The organism is Cellvibrio zantedeschiae, assembly GCF_014652535.1.
GTDB classification, from domain to species: domain Bacteria; phylum Pseudomonadota; class Gammaproteobacteria; order Pseudomonadales; family Cellvibrionaceae; genus Cellvibrio; species Cellvibrio zantedeschiae.
Window position 1 is genome coordinate 1771284 of record NZ_BMYZ01000001.1, and the last position, 19247, is coordinate 1790530.

The 19247-nt window shown below is 45.8% G+C and carries 14 protein-coding genes and 1 tRNA gene; 6 read left to right on the forward strand and 9 right to left on the reverse strand.

The features are described 5' to 3' along the window. Positions 1-44: 44 nt before the first annotated feature. The 3 genes from IE104_RS07865 to topA all read right to left on the reverse strand — a co-directional run bounded on the left by IE104_RS07865 (position 45) and on the right by topA (position 3553). Positions 45-129 (reverse strand) — tRNA-Leu (locus IE104_RS07865). A gap of 207 nt (positions 130-336) precedes the next feature. After that, positions 337-837, reverse strand: coding sequence for a DUF6586 family protein (locus IE104_RS07870; protein WP_189417310.1), 501 nt, complete (start codon positions 835-837; stop codon positions 337-339). Between the two features lie 91 nt (positions 838-928). Beyond that, on the reverse strand, positions 929-3553 hold the full coding sequence (topA, locus tag IE104_RS07875; protein ID WP_189417312.1) for a type I DNA topoisomerase: 2625 nt from the start codon (positions 3551-3553) through the stop codon (positions 929-931). Positions 3554-3933: 380 nt separating this feature from the next. Here topA and IE104_RS07880 point away from each other — a divergent pair, with 380 nt between their 5' ends. Then, entirely contained in the window at positions 3934-4638 is a 705-nt protein-coding gene (locus tag IE104_RS07880) for a hypothetical protein (protein WP_189417314.1), read from the forward strand. Here the strand turns inward: IE104_RS07880 and IE104_RS07885 are convergent. After that, positions 4635-5132 (reverse strand): hypothetical protein, encoded by a 498-nt coding sequence (locus tag IE104_RS07885; RefSeq protein ID WP_189417316.1) that lies wholly within the window; start codon positions 5130-5132, stop codon positions 4635-4637. The genes IE104_RS07880 and IE104_RS07885 overlap by 4 nt on opposite strands. Before the next feature lie 89 nt (positions 5133-5221). On the opposite strand from IE104_RS07885, the gene IE104_RS07890 reads away from it, so the two are divergent. After that, entirely contained in the window at positions 5222-5683 is a 462-nt protein-coding gene (locus IE104_RS07890; RefSeq protein WP_189417318.1) for a universal stress protein, read from the forward strand. A gap of 5 nt (positions 5684-5688) precedes the next feature. Here IE104_RS07890 and IE104_RS07895 read toward each other — a convergent pair whose 3' ends face one another. Then, the gene (locus tag IE104_RS07895) at positions 5689-7629 is read right to left on the reverse strand and encodes an ATP-binding cassette domain-containing protein (protein WP_189417327.1); all 1941 of its coding nucleotides are present in this window, start codon (positions 7627-7629) and stop codon (positions 5689-5691) included. A gap of 172 nt (positions 7630-7801) precedes the next feature. On the opposite strand from IE104_RS07895, the gene IE104_RS07900 reads away from it, so the two are divergent. Next, complete coding sequence (locus tag IE104_RS07900; RefSeq protein WP_189417329.1) at positions 7802-8791, forward strand: Gfo/Idh/MocA family protein; 990 nt, start codon at positions 7802-7804, stop codon at positions 8789-8791. 25 nt (positions 8792-8816) lie between these two features. Here IE104_RS07900 and IE104_RS07905 read toward each other — a convergent pair whose 3' ends face one another. Beyond that, positions 8817-9296, reverse strand: a complete 480-nt coding sequence (locus tag IE104_RS07905; protein WP_189417331.1) for an RDD family protein — start codon at positions 9294-9296, stop codon at positions 8817-8819. Positions 9297-9303: 7 nt separating this feature from the next. Beyond that, on the reverse strand, positions 9304-10200 hold the full coding sequence (locus tag IE104_RS07910; RefSeq protein WP_189417333.1) for an adenylate/guanylate cyclase domain-containing protein: 897 nt from the start codon (positions 10198-10200) through the stop codon (positions 9304-9306). Between the two features lie 531 nt (positions 10201-10731). Between IE104_RS07910 and IE104_RS07915 the strand changes: the two genes are divergently transcribed. The 3 genes from IE104_RS07915 to IE104_RS07925 all read left to right on the forward strand — a co-directional run bounded on the left by IE104_RS07915 (position 10732) and on the right by IE104_RS07925 (position 16236). Further along, entirely contained in the window at positions 10732-13734 is a 3003-nt protein-coding gene (locus IE104_RS07915; protein ID WP_189417334.1) for a TonB-dependent receptor, read from the forward strand. A gap of 225 nt (positions 13735-13959) precedes the next feature. Beyond that, positions 13960-14700: a SapC family protein gene (locus IE104_RS07920; protein ID WP_189417336.1), complete on the forward strand. Its 741-nt coding sequence runs from the start codon at positions 13960-13962 to the stop codon at positions 14698-14700. Between the two features lie 57 nt (positions 14701-14757). Then, on the forward strand, positions 14758-16236 hold the full coding sequence (locus IE104_RS07925; protein WP_189417338.1) for a tryptophan halogenase family protein: 1479 nt from the start codon (positions 14758-14760) through the stop codon (positions 16234-16236). A 95-nt stretch (positions 16237-16331) separates the two neighbouring features. Here the strand turns inward: IE104_RS07925 and IE104_RS07930 are convergent, their stop codons facing one another. Both IE104_RS07930 and IE104_RS07935 read right to left on the reverse strand, forming a co-directional pair. Further along, positions 16332-17540 (reverse strand): sigma-54 interaction domain-containing protein, encoded by a 1209-nt coding sequence (locus IE104_RS07930; RefSeq protein WP_189417340.1) that lies wholly within the window; start codon positions 17538-17540, stop codon positions 16332-16334. A 251-nt stretch (positions 17541-17791) separates the two neighbouring features. After that, the gene (locus tag IE104_RS07935; protein ID WP_189417342.1) at positions 17792-18790 is read right to left on the reverse strand and encodes a sulfate ABC transporter substrate-binding protein; all 999 of its coding nucleotides are present in this window, start codon (positions 18788-18790) and stop codon (positions 17792-17794) included. Between the last annotated feature and the right edge of the window lie 457 nt (positions 18791-19247).

The window sequence follows — 19247 nt, forward strand, 5'->3', positions numbered from 1 at the left end:
GATCAATATTAAAAAAGCCGCAATGCGGCTCTTGGGAATTTGTATGGTGCGGACGGAGAGACTCGAACTCTCACACCTTGCGGCGCCAGAACCTAAACCTGGTGTGTCTACCAATTTCACCACGTCCGCTAAGCTTTAATGTTTAAAGCAGTTCTATTCTTGCTAACTGATTGATTTTTATACGAATATTAAAATAATCAACCGAGCCTATGCACGAAGGGTGCGAATTGTGCCATAGACATTAGCTGTGTTCAACCTTCTAAGCTGATTGCGGGTAAATTTAGCCGTGTACGGGCGTTAACAGGTGGAATTTCAGGTTATTTGCAGCAATTATGATCAAAATTCAGCGCTGGTTTCGCGCTGGCGCAACACTAAAGCGGTGAAATCTGTTTGCCAAGCTCTAACCACACTTAAGCTTATCTCTGGTATAGCTATAGATTCTGTGTCAACGAGGCTTATCAAATTCTCGCTTTCCTGAGTGTCTGGTCGCACAGGGATTCGCCACAGCGAATCATAATAGGCCTGCAATTGCGACAACCACGATGCGGGGTCTTTACGTAGATCTTCAAGCTCCTGTGCTTCAGCAGGGTATTTTCTAGCAGCGTTGAAGGCCGTAATTAAATCGTGTTCGCTGCGCAGTGCGATAATATTTTTCAGTCCGTAGGTTTCGGCAATTTCCCGAAGATAATGCTGGTGGGCGCAGACGAGATGAAACGCAGCAGCCTCAAGCAGCGAGTTGCGGTGAACCGGCGATAGTGATTCTTCATCAACACCTTGCAGCAATATCTTGGCCTGTATGAGTTTTTGGTTTACACGTGTCAGGGAAAGATTGGACATAAAAGAAACTCGGCTTGAGCAAGATTCAGAAAAAACAAAAGACAGAAAAGCCTGGGACTTTTCTGTCTTTTGGGAGGATGCAGAGCTTAATTTATTTGGAGTGAACCTTCCACTTCCCGCCCTCATAGAAAGCTTTCCAGCCAGTCGCTTTTCCATCCACTTCTGTTTGTACGTATTGCTCTTTGGTTTTACGACTGAAGCGAATAATAGCTTTGTTACCATCGGGATCCGTTACTGGCGCAGACAACAGGAAATGATATTTAGGATCAATTTGTTTTTTGTACGGCAGTAATTCAGCCACCAAAGGCGCACGGGTTTCGCGGTTTTTGGGGAACTGGCTGGCGGCCAGGAACAAACCGGCGGCACCGTCACGCAGCACGTAGTGATCGTCAACTTTTTCACAGCGCAAATCTGCCATCACAATTGGATCGACTTTTGGCGGCGCAGCTTCACCACTCTTTAAGAGTTTGCGAGTGTTCTTACATTCGCTGTTGGTGCAGCCAAAATATTTACCGAAACGACCGGTTTTCAGCTGCATTTCACTACCGCACTTGTCACACTCAAGCGTTGGGCCTTCGTAGCCTTTGAGCTTATAACTGCCCTGCTCCACTTCGTAACCAGCGCAATCCGGATTATTGCCGCAAATATGAATTTTGCGCGATTCGTCGAGCAAATATGAATCCATCGCTGAATTACAAATTTTACAGCGGTGTTTGGTGCGTAATTGTTTGGATTCAGCCTCTTCATCCGCATCCGCATCAACTGCTTCGTGGCCGGACACCAAATTCATAGTGTTTTTGCAGCGCTCTTTAGGCGGCAAGGCATAACCAGAGCACCCCAGGAACACGCCCGTACCACCAGTGCGAATTTGCATGTGGCGACCACAAAGGCTGCACGGAATATCGGTGTCCGTAGGATCGTTAGCGCGCATACCTTTGGTCGCGCTAGATGCAAGCTGCAGCTTTTTAGTGAAGCCTGCATAGAAATCGTCGAGCACTTTGCGCCACTTTTTTCCGCCCTGGGCGATGTCATCAAGTGACTCCTCCATGTTGGCTGTGAAGCTGTAATCCATAAGGTCATCAAAGCTTTCAACCAAGCGCTCTGTGACTATGTCACCCATCTTTTCGGCGTAGAAACGGCGATTTTCAACACGCACATAACCACGATCCTGAATGGTGGAAATAATTGCTGCGTAGGTCGACGGACGGCCAATTGCTCGCTTTTCCAACTCTTTTACCAAGCTCGCTTCAGTGTAACGTGCAGTCGGTTTGGTAAAATGTTGGTTTGGATTGAGTTTAATTAATGGCAAAACCTGACCAACTTTCATGTCTGGCAGCACCACGTCTTCATCTTTTTTAGCCGTTTGCGGCAACACTTTGGTGAAACCATCAAAACGCACTACACGACCACGTGTACGCAACTCAAATTCGCCCGCATTCACCACTACGCTCGTGCTGGTGTATTCGGCCGGGCTCATTTGACAAGCAACGAATTGCTGCCAAATCAGCGTGTACAAACGTTCGGCATCACGCTCCATGCCGCTCAACTGATTGGGCTGCACAGTCACGCTGGATGGACGAATCGCTTCATGCGCTTCTTGCGCGCCCTCTTTGCTGGAATACAACACAGGGCTTTCCGGCAGGTATTTTTTACCGTAAGACTCAAGAATAAAGTCGCGGCAAGCTTCAACGGCGTCTTTACTCAAATTGGTGGAGTCGGTACGCATGTAGGTGATGTAACCCGCTTCGTATAAGCGTTGGGCCATCATCATGGTTTTCTTTACGCCAAAACCTAAACGGGTGCTCGCCGCTTGCTGCAAGGTTGAGGTAATAAAAGGAGCAGAAGGCTTGGACTGGGTGGGCTTGTCTTCACGGCTAGCGACTTTGTAGCTGGCTTGCTGCAAGACTTTAACCGCTGCCATGGCCTGGGTTTCGTTGAGCGGCTTGAAGGCTTCATCGCCTTGCTTTTTTACTTCAAATGCGACTTGCTCGGACTTGCCTGCTTGTAGATCAGCAAATACGGTCCAGTATTCTTCGGGAATAAAAGCGCGGATTTCTTGCTCGCGCTCGACCACTAAACGCACAGCAACTGACTGTACACGGCCAGCTGATAAGCCACGCGCTACTTTCTCCCACAGCAACGGCGACACCATGTAACCCACTACGCGGTCGAGGAAACGGCGCGCTTGTTGGGCATCTACACGATTCTGGTCAAGGCGACCGGGGCTTTTGAAAGCGTTTTGGATAGCGGTTTTAGTAATTTCGTTAAACACGACACGGCGATAGCGATCATGGTCGCCACCTATAGCTTCACGCAGGTGCCAGGCAATAGCTTCCCCTTCTCTATCCAAGTCGGTTGCGAGATAGATGGTGTCGGCTTTTTCGGCGAGTTTTTTTAGTTCATCAACTACTTTTTCTTTGCCGGGGAGGATTTCGTAATGCGCCTCCCACCCGTTTTCAGGGTCGATACCCATGCGGTTTATGAGCTGGCTTTTACTTTTTTGCGCTTGATGAATGGCTTTCTGTTCAGCGGATAGCTTGCGGGTTGCGGCAGCTTGTTTGGCGCGCTCTTTGGCATCGACCGGTTTGGCACCGCCACTGGTGGGTAAATCGCGAATATGTCCAATACTGGATTTCACTACGAAATCTGCACCAAGATACTTGTTAATCGTCTTGGCTTTAGCAGGCGATTCTACGATAACTAAGGATTTGCCCATGTTTAAACTGTCTTTCCATTAATAGGTGGATAGATGAAATAAGTGAATTCTGGCGGCATTAGTGGCCAAGATGGTAGCAAAGCGGTATATCAAGATAGTTACAGGATAGTCACTTTGCAGCAAAGGTGCGCATATATAAGACTTGAAACTGCAGGGGTCAAGCAATTGTTAATATCTTATAAATTGAAAAATGCGTCGTGGCGCTGAAAAATAGTCTTAGAAACGATGCTAATAATTGCTATATTTATCCTTAAATATCATCGAGTTAGTTTAACCGGCCTAAAGCGCGCTTAAACCGGATAAATTTCCCAATAAATTTTTTGTGGCGAAACCACATATTTCTCCGCTTTTGTTCCAATTCTGGCCAGGTGTTCGGTTTCATGGTGGTTTTAATCGTTTTAGTCGTGCTAGCGCTTCTTGCCCTGATTATCGTCAGCGCAATTAACCGCAGACAGGAGCAAGAACAAGCCCGAAGGATGAAACAACGCAAACTTAAGCTTCAAGTAGATGCCATAGTCGACGTGGTTAATTGTCTTGAACAAACAATCCCCAACCACCTGCTCGTAAAGTATATAAATGATGAAACTATAGGTCTGTTACAACAGATCCTGGCTTTGGAAACGGGCTTAAAAACTCATATTGAAAATAGTATCCGCCACGCCATGCTGCGCTCGGAAGACTTGGCTATGGGGAAAAACCACGCCAACGCCACCTATCAAAAAGACAGCGATGCGCAAATCACCCAAACCCAGGTGCAGTTGAGCGAAGCGGTTAAAGTGTTGCGGCATATTTGCGCCCAGGGAAAAATTAACGAGACAGAGCTGGAGGCCTTTACCAGCGAGCTTTCCTGGGCGTTTTTGATGGTGAGTGTCGCTTCATTTATAGCGCAGGGTTACAAGTTTGCAGCGCTGGAAGACCGTTTCTCAGCGCAGGGGTATTTCCAAAAAGCCCAAAGCTTGTTGATGGAGTCCTTACATCCCAACCCACGCCGGGTAAGGATGATTAAAGAACTGAGTGAAATTATCGAAGGCTCGCGCAGAACCATGAGCCGTGACTTGCTGCCTGAACGACCTCTTCCAGACTAGGTTTTCTTCTCTGCAGCTTGCTTTAAAGACTCCAGAAGCTGTAAGACTTGCTCTAATACGGGCTCACCACCGCGTTCGTTCCAAAAAACATAAATCCCCTCACTCCCTGCACTTAGGGCGCGCACAGATTCTGGTAAAGCGGGTAGATACGTATGCAAAACCTTTAGCTCCGCATCAGACGCTCGCGCAGCTCCCTGCCAAGCCCACCAACCCAAAAGATTGATCTCGTGTTGATAGTTTGCGCGCACAAGCATCCAGCCTTTTTCGGTTTGGGTTTCCGCCGGAGGCAAAAAGTACACTGGCATAGCGGCAGGCTTTTCCTGCTCATCGGCCTGTTGCGGAATATTGCGCATTGAGTAGTGCGCACCGCGGGCACGCGCCATGAGGCGCATTTTCTCCCTGGTTTTTTGCGCAGCGGTGGGTTGCATCATTCGGATTGGCCCCAGAATCACGGCTACTACTACGACTAAAATTATTATTAATCCAATATTCATTGAAATCTGCCTCTTAGATGACAACAACTGGCTAGTTTGCTTGTCCAAGACTAGGCTTAATCTAACAGCCCAGTGAATAAGGAGTTTTTATGAGTCAAACCAACTGCTTGTATAGCCACATTTTGGTCGGGTTAGATTTAACGGACGAAACTCCGCAAGTGCTTGCCAAAGCCGTTAATTTTGCGCGCAGTTGCAATGCTAAATTGAGCATTGCTCACGTGCTTGAACCCATCACCTTCGCCTATGGCGGCGATATGCCGCTCGATATCTCCGAAGTTCAAACACAGCAAGTCCAGCGCGCGGAACAAGAGCTGCAAGAACTTACCAAACATATCGATTACCCCGTTGTACAGGAACATGTTTTGGTAGGACAACCCGCGAGCGAATTGCACTATCTAGCTGAACAACAGGATGCAGATTTAATCATTGTTGGCAGCCACGGGCGTAAGGGTTTTGCGTTGTTGCTTGGCTCAACACCCAACAGTGTACTGCATGGCGCAACCTGCGATGTGCTAGCGGTATATGTAGCGCCCAACACTCGAGCCGAATAACAATATCATTCGGCTTGCTGCATATCTTCCAATTCAGCCCAGCGTTCAAAACAAACTTCCAAATCCATTTCAACTTGCGCCAGGGCTTGCAATTTTTCTTCAACAATTTTTGGTGATTGGGAGTAAAAATCGGCGGCGCCAACTACGGCTTTCATAGCATCCAGTTGCTGCTCAAGTTGTTCGATTTTTTTCGGCAAATCGTCAAATTCTTTTTGTAATTTATAACTTAATTTTTTGGCGCGCGGCGCTGCAACCGGCGCACTGACTTTTGGTGTGCTAGCGACTTCATTCGTTTTATTTGACGCAGAGGGTTCGCTGATTGCTGGTGCTTCCTCGGGTAAATCTGCCTCAGTCCATTTACCGCCCTGACGAATCCAATCATCGTAACCACCCACGTATTCCAATACGTTTCCGCGGCCTTCGAATGCAATCACGCTGCTGACTATATTATTTAAAAATGCGCGATCATGGCTGACCAACAAGACTGTACCAGCGTAATCAGTAAGGATTTCTTCCAGCAGTTCAAGTGTTTCAACATCCAGATCATTAGTAGGCTCATCGAGCACTAGCAAGTTTGCCGACTTGCTGAATAATTTTGCCAAGAGCACGCGGTTGCGCTCTCCACCTGATAATGCACGCAGTGGTGTACGAGCGCGCTCGCCGCTGAATAAAAAATCACTCAAGTAGGAAAAAATGTGTTTGGCTTTACCGTCGATTTCAATAAAGTCACGGCCTTCTGATACGTTATCAACCGCACTTTTATCTAAATCCAGTTGATCGCGTAATTGATCAAAATAAGCCACTTTTAAATTAGTACCCAAGCGAACTGAACCTGATTGTGGCTGTAATTCACCGAGAATTAATTTAAGCAAGGTACTTTTGCCAGCGCCATTCGCACCCACCAAACCAATGCGGTCACCTCGAATAATCGCCGATGAAAAATTTCTTACGATTGGCTTGTTGCCCCACGAATAGGAAACATCTTTTAACTCTGCAACTAATTTTCCAGAGGCTTCGCCGGTAGCTAAAGAAAAATTCGCTTTGCCAATGACTTCGCGGCGCTCCGCACGCACATTGCGCAATTCTTTTAATGCGCGCACGCGGCCTTCATTGCGAGTACGGCGCGCTTTAATCCCTTGGCGAATCCACACTTCTTCTTCAGCCAGTTTTTTATCGAACAATTCGTTATGACGCGCCTCTTCGGCAAGCGCTTGTTCGCGATACACCAGATAACTCGCGTAGTCACCTGACCAATAACGCAGGTGTCCACGGTCCAGCTCCACAATATGAGTTGCAAGTGTTTGCAACAGCGAACGGTCGTGGGTAATAAATACCAGGGCGCCATTAAAATTTAATAATTGTTTTTCCAACCAATCAATTGCCGCAATATCCAGATGGTTGGTAGGCTCGTCGAGTAATAGCACATCAGGCTCAAGCACAAGTGCACGCGCAAGCGCGACGCGGCGACGCCAACCTCCCGAAAGTTCACGCATGTATTTGTCGGCAGGCAAATCGAGGCGCGTTAAAATCGACTCCACTTTTTGCTGCATCGCCCAGCCATCTTGCGCTTCAATATCGTGCTGCAGCTTTTCCATGCGCGCCAGGGTTGCGTCATTAAATTCAGTACCGTGTGCAAGGTGATGATATTCACTCAACAAATCACCCAAACCCGGAAAAGCGCAGGCAACCGAGTCAAATACCAATCGGTCGTCTGCATCGGGCAAATCTTGCTCCAGGCGCGCTATGCGCACGCCGCTTTGCAAAATAACCTCGCCTTTATCTAAATCAACTTCGCCAGCAATAACTTTAAGCAAGCTGGATTTACCTGCGCCATTGCGGCCAATCAAACACAGACGGTGGCCTTTTTCGACCACCAAATCCACTTCATCTAACAGGACTTGCAGGCCGTAACTTAAATAGGCTTTTTCAATTTTAATTAATGACATAAGACAGCGTTCTACTGTGTTGATTGGGCAAATGGACGCATGGAATTTCCATGCGCCAAAAACAAATTAATTGCCAGGCATGATACCTTTTTTTATCTGTTTAGCCTAAATTAACGCAGCATTAACTCGCTAACTGCCGACTTTTTAACCAAAGCCAACACAGGAACATAGCATGAGCAATCGAAAAATCATTCGCTGGGGAATTATTGGCGTTGGTGATGTATGCGAAGTAAAAAGCGGCCCGGCACTTTACAAGAGCAAAGACTCCCAACTTTTAGCGGTGATGCGACGCAACATCGACAAAGCCCGCGATTTCGCCCAGCGCCATCAAGTGGCGTTTTATTACGATGACGCCACTGCCCTGCTCGCAAATCCGGATATAGATGCGGTTTACATAGCAACGCCACCAGCATTCCATAAAGATTTTGCGTTAGCCGCAATAGCGGCAGGCAAGCAGGTTTACATTGAAAAACCTGTGACCTTAAATGCAGCCGAATGCGATCCTATTATTGCTGCTGCACAGCGAACAAATGCAAAAGTATGTGCTGCGCATTATCGTCGCTATGTGCCCTGCTTTATTAAATTTGCGGACTTATTGAAGAGCGGAGCCATAGGCATACCCCTACTGGCCAGAATTGATATGTTGCAACCTGCGGCATCTAATATCATTGCCAAAAGTGACGAAAACTGGCGAGTGAATCCCGCAGTTTCTGGTGGCGGTTTATTTCACGATTTAGCACCTCACCAACTGGATTTATTGTTGCAATGGTTTGGTTCTTTAGTAGATGCGCAAGGCATGGCACTTAACCAACGTAAATCAAATGATGCAGATGATTGCGTAATAGGTAATGCAACATTTTCCTCTGGAGCCATATTCCAGGGCTGCTGGCATTTTGCAGTCAACCCACTACATACCAGCGACACTTGCGAGATTCTAGGAACAGAAGGAAAAATTAGTATTAACTTTTTTGGCCAGCAAGTTATTCACTTACACAATGCGGATGGCGAACAAGAGTTTATTATTCCCAACCCTGAACATATTCAGCTGCCTATGATTGAGCAAGTGAACGCCTATTTTCGCGGCGAAAGGGATAATCCCTGCAGCATTCAAGAGGCTAAAGCGGTAATGGAATTGATCGATATATTTAGCAACAATGAATAAAAGCAATGATTTTTCTGAAGGTTTTTTATTTTTTCTTCAACAGGATAAGCTTGGTACCACTGAGCAAATCATGCAGCAACCGGCCTTGCGGATGAACCAAACTTAGCCAATAACCCATCCCCAAAAGCAACAATGACAACCAGGCGAAAGCGCTACGTTTTAGTGCTTGTGAATAGCTCACAATTTGATTGGTATTAGCGTCAACCAATTGCATACGCCAGGTTTTCATACCCAGGGTTTGACCAAATTTTTGCCAAAAATAAACATAAAAAAAAGTAATGACTAACAACCAACCTAGCGTAATAAAAACTTTCGCAAACAAACTCCAATGAATGCGTTGGCCAGCTTCAGGTTGGCCGAAGATTGCAACATCAATACCTACAACAAGCGCACCATAGGCAATGCTAATTGCCGCCAATAAAAGGCTGTCGTAAACCATAGCGGCAAAAATTCGGGGAAGTCCGGGTGCTGCGAACTCGGTGACAGGCGTTACATTTTTTTTCATGAATGTCTTAATGTTGGTAGTGAATTAACCAAGGATTTTTGGAATCAACTTGCTGACCGATACTGATCACGCCGGTACCTTGTAATGGGGCTTCTTCACGGCGTAAATAGATGGGAGTTTTATTTTCTTCGTGCACGTAAGTGCCATTAGTGGAATGATCAACCAGCACATATTTTCCGCGACGGAATTCTATGTGGCAATGCTCGCGCGAGCACACCGAATTATCCAGATACAAATGTACTTTATTGAGATCGCGTCCAATGGAATACGGAGTTTGGTCAGGCAAAATACTGACAATTTTGTCGCCCATTTTTAAGGTTAACTGGAAGGTGGAAACGAAGCGAGTTACATCGTGAATCGGCATAACGCGAGTCGACAAATCGTTTTGCTGGGAGGTCTCCCAAGCAAGGCGATAGATAATGGTTTTTTGACTGTCGCCCTTAATATTTACGCGATCAAACAATTGGCACTGATGCATGAGCGTCGCATCAAGTTCATCAATCACGCCCTGGGTAAGTACTATTTGATTGGCTCGCGCAATGTGCGCAACAAATGCAGCGTCGTTTACGGTATCGCCAAATGCGTCGGTCGGCGTAACGACCGTATCGCCAAACGCAATGCCAATGCGTATTCCCAAACCTATGTCGGCAAATTCACGGCTTGAGCGCTGTTGAATCGCAATAGCAACTCTACAGGCTGTAGCTGCACTGTCAAAACGTGCCATGACTTCATCGCCGATAGTCTTAACTACGGTTCCTTCATGAACAATCGTCGTTGCAGCCATATGGCTTACGGCGTCATCCACGATTGCCTTGGCATCCTGATTCCCCAGCTGCTTATAAAGCGCCGAGCTGCCGGAAACGTCGGCAAACATGATGGCTTGAGGGGTGTTTTGATTAAACATGTCTGCACTTATGTTTGATTTTTATGAATTCTAACAGGCTAAACGCCGCAAAACTTATTACTCCGCCGATTATGCATAAAAAAGACCAGAATTTGTCTTATGCTCAGGAAAACCGCACCCCTTATAGTCACTTTAAATATAAATGACATCGCAATCATCATTTTAAGCCAAAATTTTACAAAATTCCTTATACCTTCATTATTTAAAATTAAATCTTATTAATCATAGCCTTATCAAAACTTAACTTTAGGGCGTTGCAAAAAAAAGACGTTCATGCGAAATTGACAGCGCTATCAATTCGCGTTTTTCAATTATTAAAATGATAGCGTAACCATTTATATTATATTTATTATTTATTTCGAGCCTCTGCTTTTTGTATTGAAAACCTTCATTTGTTTTTCCAAAAACCAATTGCTTTTAAGGACGCTAAGCATCGTTGAGGGCTTAAAAAGCCTCGATGAAGTAAGGATTTACATCAAGAGTGGATAGTCGACATAAAAATATAATTTTTAATGATCACAGGAGAACTCCATGTACAAAACAGTTAGCTTTAAAAAGAAGCTTCTGGCTACTTTAGTGGCATCGTCGAGCTTGGGCTTAAGCGGTTTTGCTTTTGCCCAGGACGACGCGGAAGAAATCGTTGTTACCGGGATTAAAGCCAGTATGGCGCGCGCCATGGACATCAAGCAGGATTCGGTAGGTGTGGTAGATGCCATTACCGCTGAAGATATGGGTAAATTCCCAGACACCAACCTTGCTGAATCTTTGCAACGTATTACCGGTGTTTCTATCAGCCGCTCAAACGGTGAAGGTTCGCAGGTAACCATCCGTGGCTTCGGCGCGGACTATAACCTCATTACGTTGAATGGCCGCGCTATGCCGGGTGCAACTGCCAACCGTACCGGTGGCGGCACTCCATCCAGCCGCTCATTTGATTTTGCGAATATTGCCTCTGAAAGTATTGCTGCGGTAGAGGTTTACAAAACTGGCCGTGCAGACATTAGCAGCGGCGGTATCGGCGGTACTATCAACATCAAGACCCCTCACCCACTCGACAATAACGGCTTTAAAGCTAGTGTTGGCGGCAAGTTGGTAAGCGATTCAACCAACATCAACGGCGACGATGTTACCCCTGAACTTTCAGGCATTGTGAGCTGGTCCGATGAAACCTTTGGCGTTGCCTTGACTGCAAGCCACCAAAAACGCGACAGCGCGAACATTGGTGCTTTCGTAAGCAACTGGAACGACACTGCAATTTGGCACACAGCGGATACAACCCACGCTTATTTGCCGAACACTCCAGCTAGCGCCATCAAAAACGCTCCGTCAGAAGGCCAAAGCTACTCAGTTCCAACTGACATCCGCTACCAAATTACCGACGTTACCCAAACCCGCGATAACGCCCAGTTAACCTTGCAGTACAGCCCAGTAGAAAATGTTGTAGGTACTTTGGATTACACCTACGCGCGCAGAACTGACCACACTCAACGTGGCGAACAATCAATTTGGTTTCAGGGCGGTTCTTACGACGCAGTTACCTTTGATAGCGGCGCAGTGAAAACGGCTACTTTTGTCGCCCAAAATGGCGCCGGCGGTGGCGGCGGTCATGGTTTGGCAGTACAAGATGGCCAAATGAAGGATGAGCTCAAGTCTACCGGTGCGAATATTAAGTGGGATGTTAACGATGCTTTGACCCTGTCAGTGGATGGTCACCACTCAGAAGCTGTTAGCGGACCGGATACTCCGGAAGGTTACAACTGGGTTAACGTTGGCATCACCGCTCCAGTTATGGGCGGCTACCAGGCAACGTTCAACGATAGCCTGCCAATCCAATCTTTCACTTTTAAAGAGAGAGCAACTGGCCCTAACGTAAACGGCAAGTATGACGCTGACGACATCAGTAGCCAGATCATGCAAATGTTTAGCGCCCAACAAAAAGTAACCATCAACCAATTCAAAGTTGATGGTGATTTGTCGCTGGATAAAAACACCATTAACTTTGGTCTTGAGTCACGCAACACTGAACAAAACGCCAGCAACGGTTTTACCCAAACCACTATGGGCGACTGGGGTATTACCAATCCAGGCGATGTTCCTAACGAACTGGTACGCGCGATTAACTTCCCATCAGCGTTTGAGGATTACAACACCAAAGGTGCTACCACTACCGCATTTACCGGTAATGGCCGTGCAATTGGCCAGTGGGCAATCAAGCAATACGCCAATCAACCTGGCGGTGGCAAAGCTCACTTCACTGCAGATCCAGTTAACAACGAAACCATTGAAGAGAACATTCGTTCTATCTACGTTCAATGGAACCGTGAAGGCGAAGTTGCGGGCATGAAGACTCACGCAGCCCTTGGTTTGCGTTATGAAGCTACAGATGTAATGTCGTCAGCCTTAACCAGATTGCCATTGTCTTTGACGTGGGAAAGTAACAACGACTTCCACTACAACCGTCAGGCTAGCCAGACTTCCTTCTCACAAAAGGCAACCTACTCCCACACCCTGCCCAACCTGGATTTCGACATTCAGTTAACCGAAGGTGTTAAGGGTCGTGTGTCCTTCAACGAAACTATTGGTCGCCCGACTTACAACAACCTGAGCTCTGCCGTTACCCTGAACAACCCTTCAGGTGCAACTATTCCATCCATTCCAGGCCAACGCGTAACCGCGAGCGCTGGTGATCCATCAATCCTCCCATTGAAGTCACAAAACTTTGATGCATCCATTGAATGGTATTACGCAGACGCAAGCTACGTGTCTATCGGTGTGTTTGAGAAGCACGTAGAGAACTTTGTAGGCACCCAGCAAATCAACAAAAACTGGTTCGGCCTGCAAGATCCAACCCAAGGCGCAAGCGTAACTGCGGCCAGAGCGGCCTTGGCTGCAATGGGCCTGGACGGTAGCGATGACACCCGTTTGTTCACTATGACGGCGTTGATTGAAGCAGGTAAACAAGGGACTTATCAGGACAACCAAGCCTTCTGGGATGCGGCTGAGCCTTTGTACGACGTGAACTCGAAAGCCGACAGCCCGCTGTTGATCTATCGCACTACGGTTCCATTCAACGATAAGTCAGCCAAAATCCACGGTGCTGAATTCGCTGTTCAGCACTTCTTTGGTGAGACTGGTTTCGGTGTATCTGCAAACTACACCAAAGTTAGCGGTGACATAGGCTACGACGTATTGTTGGATCCAACCCAAAACCAATTTGCGTTAACCGGCTTGAGCGATACTGCAAACGCCTCCTTGATTTATGAAAACTACGGTTTCACTTCTCGTATTTCATACAACTGGCGTGATGAGTTCCTTGCAGCGGCTGGCCAAACCCCAACCTTCGTTGAAGCCTTTAGTCAAATCGACTTCAACATCAGCTACGCAGTACCACAATTTGAAGGTCTGTCTGTGTCGCTAGAAGGGATTAACGTAACGGGTGAGAACTTCCGTTCACACGCTCGTACCAAAAACCAGTTAGTGGGCCTGCAAGATTTGGGTGCCCGTTACAACCTGGGTGTTCGCTATAACTTCTAAGTCACGGCTTATAGTCACAGCTTAGAGTTAAGTGATTTATCCTACAAAAAAAGCCGCTGGAAACAGCGGCTTTTTTGTCTTTGGCTTATTTTGTCCAGCATTGGTTTACCCAGGATTTATTTAGCTTTAAGGGTGATATAATTTCGCCAAATTATTAGACCCTGACCAAAGAACCACAACAATTATAAACAATTGCAGCTCTCCATCGAATACCAAGGATCCACAATGACTAACCATGTTTTGCTCGACAATATCACCCACAAAGATTTAAAAATTATTACTAAAAAATCTGCCGAGTTCGGCGATAACCAACGCGGCGTAATTACCTTCCCTACCGAATTTCGCGCGATACAAAATGAGTACCCTATTTTTTTTCAACGCAATCCTGATACCGATGAATTCCAGGCGGTTGCCATGCTCGGCTTCGAGGAAGGAGAAAATTTATTTCTGGATGAAAAAGGTTGGAACGCCAACTATATTCCCGCCGCTATTAATCGCGATCCATTTTTGATCGGCTACAAAAATGATACCCAGGACGGCGCACCTATTAAACGTGTCGCTGTTCATGTCGATATGGATAGCCCGCGCATCAGCAAAAACGACCAAGGCGCAGCCGTGTTTTTACCCTATGGTGGTAACAGCGAATATTTAGAACGCATTCAACGTATGCTACTTGTTATTCAAGACGGCGTACCCACCAGCAAAGCCATGTTTGATGCCTTTAAAAAATGGGATTTGCTTGAGCCCTTCACACTCAACATTGAATTTATTGATGGCAAAAAATACAGCCTGATAAATAATTTCACCGTTAATGAAGAGAAACTTTACCAACTGGATGGCGCAGCCCTTCAAGAACTCAACAGCACCGGCTTTTTATTCTCCGCCTATATGGTTATTGCCTCCATGGCAAACATCCAAACATTAATAGAAAAACGTAATTCATTACTCGCTAAAACATCTGCCTGATAAATTCGGCACACGTATTAGCTATAACTGATTACACATAAAAATATTGGAGTCTCCATGAATAGCCCGGTAAAAAAAGTTGTTATTGCAGGCGGCGGAACCGCCGGCTGGATGGCTGCTGCCACACTCTCCTGTCAGCTCGGCCAAGTTATTGAAATCACCCTGATTGAATCTGATGAAATTGGCACTGTAGGCGTGGGTGAAGCAACCATTCCACCTATGCAAGCCTTTCACAAATTAATTGGTATTGATGAGCAAGAATTTCTACGTGCCACCCAAGGCACATTCAAACTCGGCATCAGTTTTGAAAACTGGGGCGAAATTGGCGATCAATATATCCACTCTTTCGGTCAAACCGGCAAAGAGTTTTGGGCCGCCGATTTCCAACACTTTTGGTTAAAACTGCGCGAGCTTGGTTCAACTGCTGAATTCGGCGATTTTTGTTTAGAACTACAAGCAGCCAAGGAAAACAAATTTGCGATTACCGAAAATCCGCGCATCAATTTCGCCTACCATTTCAACGCAACCTTATACGCGCAATTTTTACGCAAATTCAGCGAAAAACGCGGCGTAAAACGCGTTGAAGGAAAAATTGCAGAAGTTGCCACCAATAGCGATAACGGATTTATCCAAAGCTTAAAATTAACATCTGGTCAGGTCATTGACGGTGATTTATTTATCGATTGCACCGGTTTCCGCGGCTTGTTAATTGAGCAGACATTACACACTGGCTACGAGGATTGGTCACACTGGTTAGTTAACGATAGCGCCATTGCTGTACAAACCGAGAGTGTGGGCCCAGCAATCCCTTATACGCGCGCTATTGCACATCCAAGCGGCTGGCAGTGGCAAATCCCCTTACAAAGCCGTGTAGGCAACGGAATGGTTTATTCCTCGCGTTTTATTTCTGATGAAGATGCAAAGAAAACCTTTTTATCCAATTTAGATGGGCCCGCCATTACCGAACCTCGAGTGATTAAATTTAAAACTGGCCGCCGCATGAAGGGCTGGAATAAAAACTGTATTGCATTAGGTTTGGCGAGCGGATTTATCGAGCCACTGGAATCTACCAGCATTCATTTGATTATGTCTGGCATATTGCGCTTGATTAAACTTTTCCCAAACCATGGCATTAACGATGTCAATGTTGCGGAATACAACAAGCAATCGGCATTTGAAATTGAAAGCATTCGCGATTTTGTCATCCTGCATTACAAAGCGACTGAGCGTAGTGATTCTGAATACTGGCGCTATTGCCGCGATATGGAAGTGCCGGAAACTTTGGCGCACCGGATAAAATTATTTGCAGATAGCGGTTTAGCATTTAAAGGTGATGGCGAAATCTTCCGCATAGATTCCTGGACACAAGTCATGTTAGGCCAACGAATTTATCCGAAGTCTTACCATCCCATTGTTAACGTAATGAATCAGGATGATCTAAAAAGATCAATTGAAGAGTTCGCTGTAGGTATTAAAAAACGTGTGGCGCAACTCCCAAGCCATGCTGATTTTGTGAAAGGCTATTGCGGAATTTAGTTGAATTATCGCTATAAAAAAACCTCAGGCATCGTTGATACCTGAGGTTTTTTTCTTTAATTTTTACTGCTCAATTTGTAAATATTTAGCGTAAATCACCCGGCTTGCAACTCAGCTAGCTGCACTTCCGTAGGGTCTTCATAATCTCCCGCTCTTCCATAGCTATTGTCAGTTAACAAACCATGGCGCTTCAACAGAGTGCGCATTACATTACGGGAAATTCCCAACAAGGCAGCACCATGAACTTGATTGGAACGTACATAAGCAAACGCCTGATGCACAATTAAACTTTCCAAACGCTCAAAGTGCGGTCCATCGCCCTGCTCGGTAAATAACCTACGCAACTGTTGCGCAATAATTGCCAAGGGGTCATCTTGCGGAACATTGGAAGACGAATGAATACTTTGTGGCACACCCGCTATGTGAGGCTTAGGGCGCGACTCTGGATAAGCTTGGGAACTGCGTGGCGCACCGGTTTCCCAACCACCGGTAACCTTCAAATGAGATGCATCAATCGTATCCGCACCGGCCACCAAAAGCGCAAAATGAACTACGTTTTCCAGCTCGCGAATATTGCCCGGCCAGGAATAATGCAACAATAAATCTACCGCCTCTGCCGAAAATTGCGGGCGTTGTTTATAGCCCATGCGTTGGCTATAGGTTTTCAAAAAATGTTCTGCGAGTGGCAATACATCACCCGGTCTGTCACGCAGTGGTGGAAGTTTAACGTGTGCAATATTAATTCTGTATAACAAATCACGGCGGAAATGCCCGGCAGAAACCGCGTAATCCAAATCCACGTTGGTTGCTGCAACCAAACGCACGTCAACGGCAATAGATTTACGCGATCCGATACGTACTACTTCTTTTTCTTGCAGCACGCGCAATAGTTTTACTTGCAACGGAAGAGGCAAATCGCCAATTTCATCTAAAAATAATGTGCCGCCATTAGCCGCTTCAAACCAACCTTCACGCTTGCCCGCAGCACCGGTGAATGATCCTGCCTCATGGCCAAAGAGTTCGCTTTCTGCCAGGTGATCGCTAATCGCTCCACAGTTCACTGCAAGGAAAGGCCCCTTTCTACCGCTCAACAAATGGATATGGCGAGCAACCAATTCTTTACCCGTGCCTGTTTCACCGCCGATTAATACAGGCGCTTCACTGGGTGAAATTCGTTCAATATATTCTAACAACTCTGCTGAAATTGGATCAGAGAAAACCAACGCCTTAGCGCGTACAGATAAGGGTTGGGCATTACCACCTTCCAGAGAAAGCACAACGGGTTCTTTAGATGAGTCGCTCACGATGTGACCTCAGATTTATTTTGCAGTGAATACAAATTGCCATAAGGCTCAATATGTGACGCATTGTAAAAGTTAAATTCGAAAATCATAAGGAATTTATAAATCTAAAGTTATAACTAAAAAATAAATATTCAGACGACAAACGAGTTAATGAAAACCAACAAAATTCGCGAATAGAAAATTGCCTTTTCCATAAAACAACACCTGCACATGGCAGGTGTTGTCCGGGTTTTATCGACTTAGCGTAAAAATTACTTAACGTAAATTTTATCGAAAATGCCACCATCGCCGAAGTGTTCTGGCTGCGCCTTACCCCAACCACCAAAATCATCGATAGTAACGAATGCGAGTTTCGGGAAGTTTTTGGCATAAGTCGCTGCAACTTGTGCATCACGTGGACGGTAGTAGTTCTTGGCAGCAATTTCCTGGCCTTCTTTGCTGTAGAGGTAGCTCAAGTATGCTTGAGCTACAGCAGTGTTGCCTTTTGCTTCAGCATTTTTATCCACTACTGCAACAGACGGCTCAGCAAGAACGGAGATTGATGGAACAACGATATCAAATTTGTCTGCACCGAATTCTTTCAATGCCAAATGAGCTTCGTTTTCCCATGCCAAAAGCACATCACCTACACCGCGCTGTGCGAAGGTAGTGGTTGAGCCACGAGCACCGGAATCCAGCACAGGAACGTTTTTATACAACTTCGCAACGAAATCTTGTGCTGCTTGATCAGAACCTAATTTCTTTCTCGCGTAGCCCCAAGCTGCCAAATAATTCCAGCGTGCGCCGCCAGAAGTTTTTGGGTTTGGAGTAATGACTTCAACACCAGGCTTAATTAAATCATCCCAGTCTTTGATTTTTTTCGGGTTGCCTTTTTTCACCAGGAACACAATAGTAGAGGTGTATGGAGCACTGTTGTTAGGTAAGCGGGTAATCCAGTTATCTGCTAATAACTTCCCTTTTTTTGCCAAGGCATCTACGTCTGCAGCCAAAGCCAAAGTGGCTACGTCAGCTTGCAGACCATCAATTACTGCACGTGATTGACTGCCAGAGCCACCATGAGATTGCTCAACCTTAACAACATCACCCGTTTTTTCTTTCCAGTATTTAGCGAAAGCGGTGTTGTACTCTACATAGAGTTCACGGGTTGGATCGTAAGATGCATTTAACAAGGTAATATCTTTTGCAAAAGCAGTAGATGAAATTAATAGGGTTGCCGCAAAGAGCGCAGCGTGTTTGGTAAACAGCTTCATAAATTTTCCTCAGACAAAACAGATAAGGGTTAAAGCGAACAAAAAATTTAACCTTGTTGCTTGATGATACTTATGCCATATCTATGCCAGCGAAGATGTTTTTTTAGATGAGTTAAGTGAAACAAAATTAAAATAGTTATAAGGAAGAAAATTTAATCGGAATGAAAAATTAGTGTAATAAAGATTTAATATTGGCTAAGGTTTCTCTTGGATATCTAGAAGAAATGATAAAAAATATGGCGCCCGATTTTAATAAGCTTTCATAAACATAGATTGCGCCAGTACAAAAAAGTATCTGCAGAAGTAACAAGCCGCTAAAAAATCCTGTTTATATTTGCACACGTGTTGAATTTCAAACAAACACCACCAATCAGCCCTGTTGAATTCTGTACACCTGAAACCAAAACAGAAAAAAGCCTCTCAATCTTAATCCCTGGACAAAAATGAGAGGCTTTAG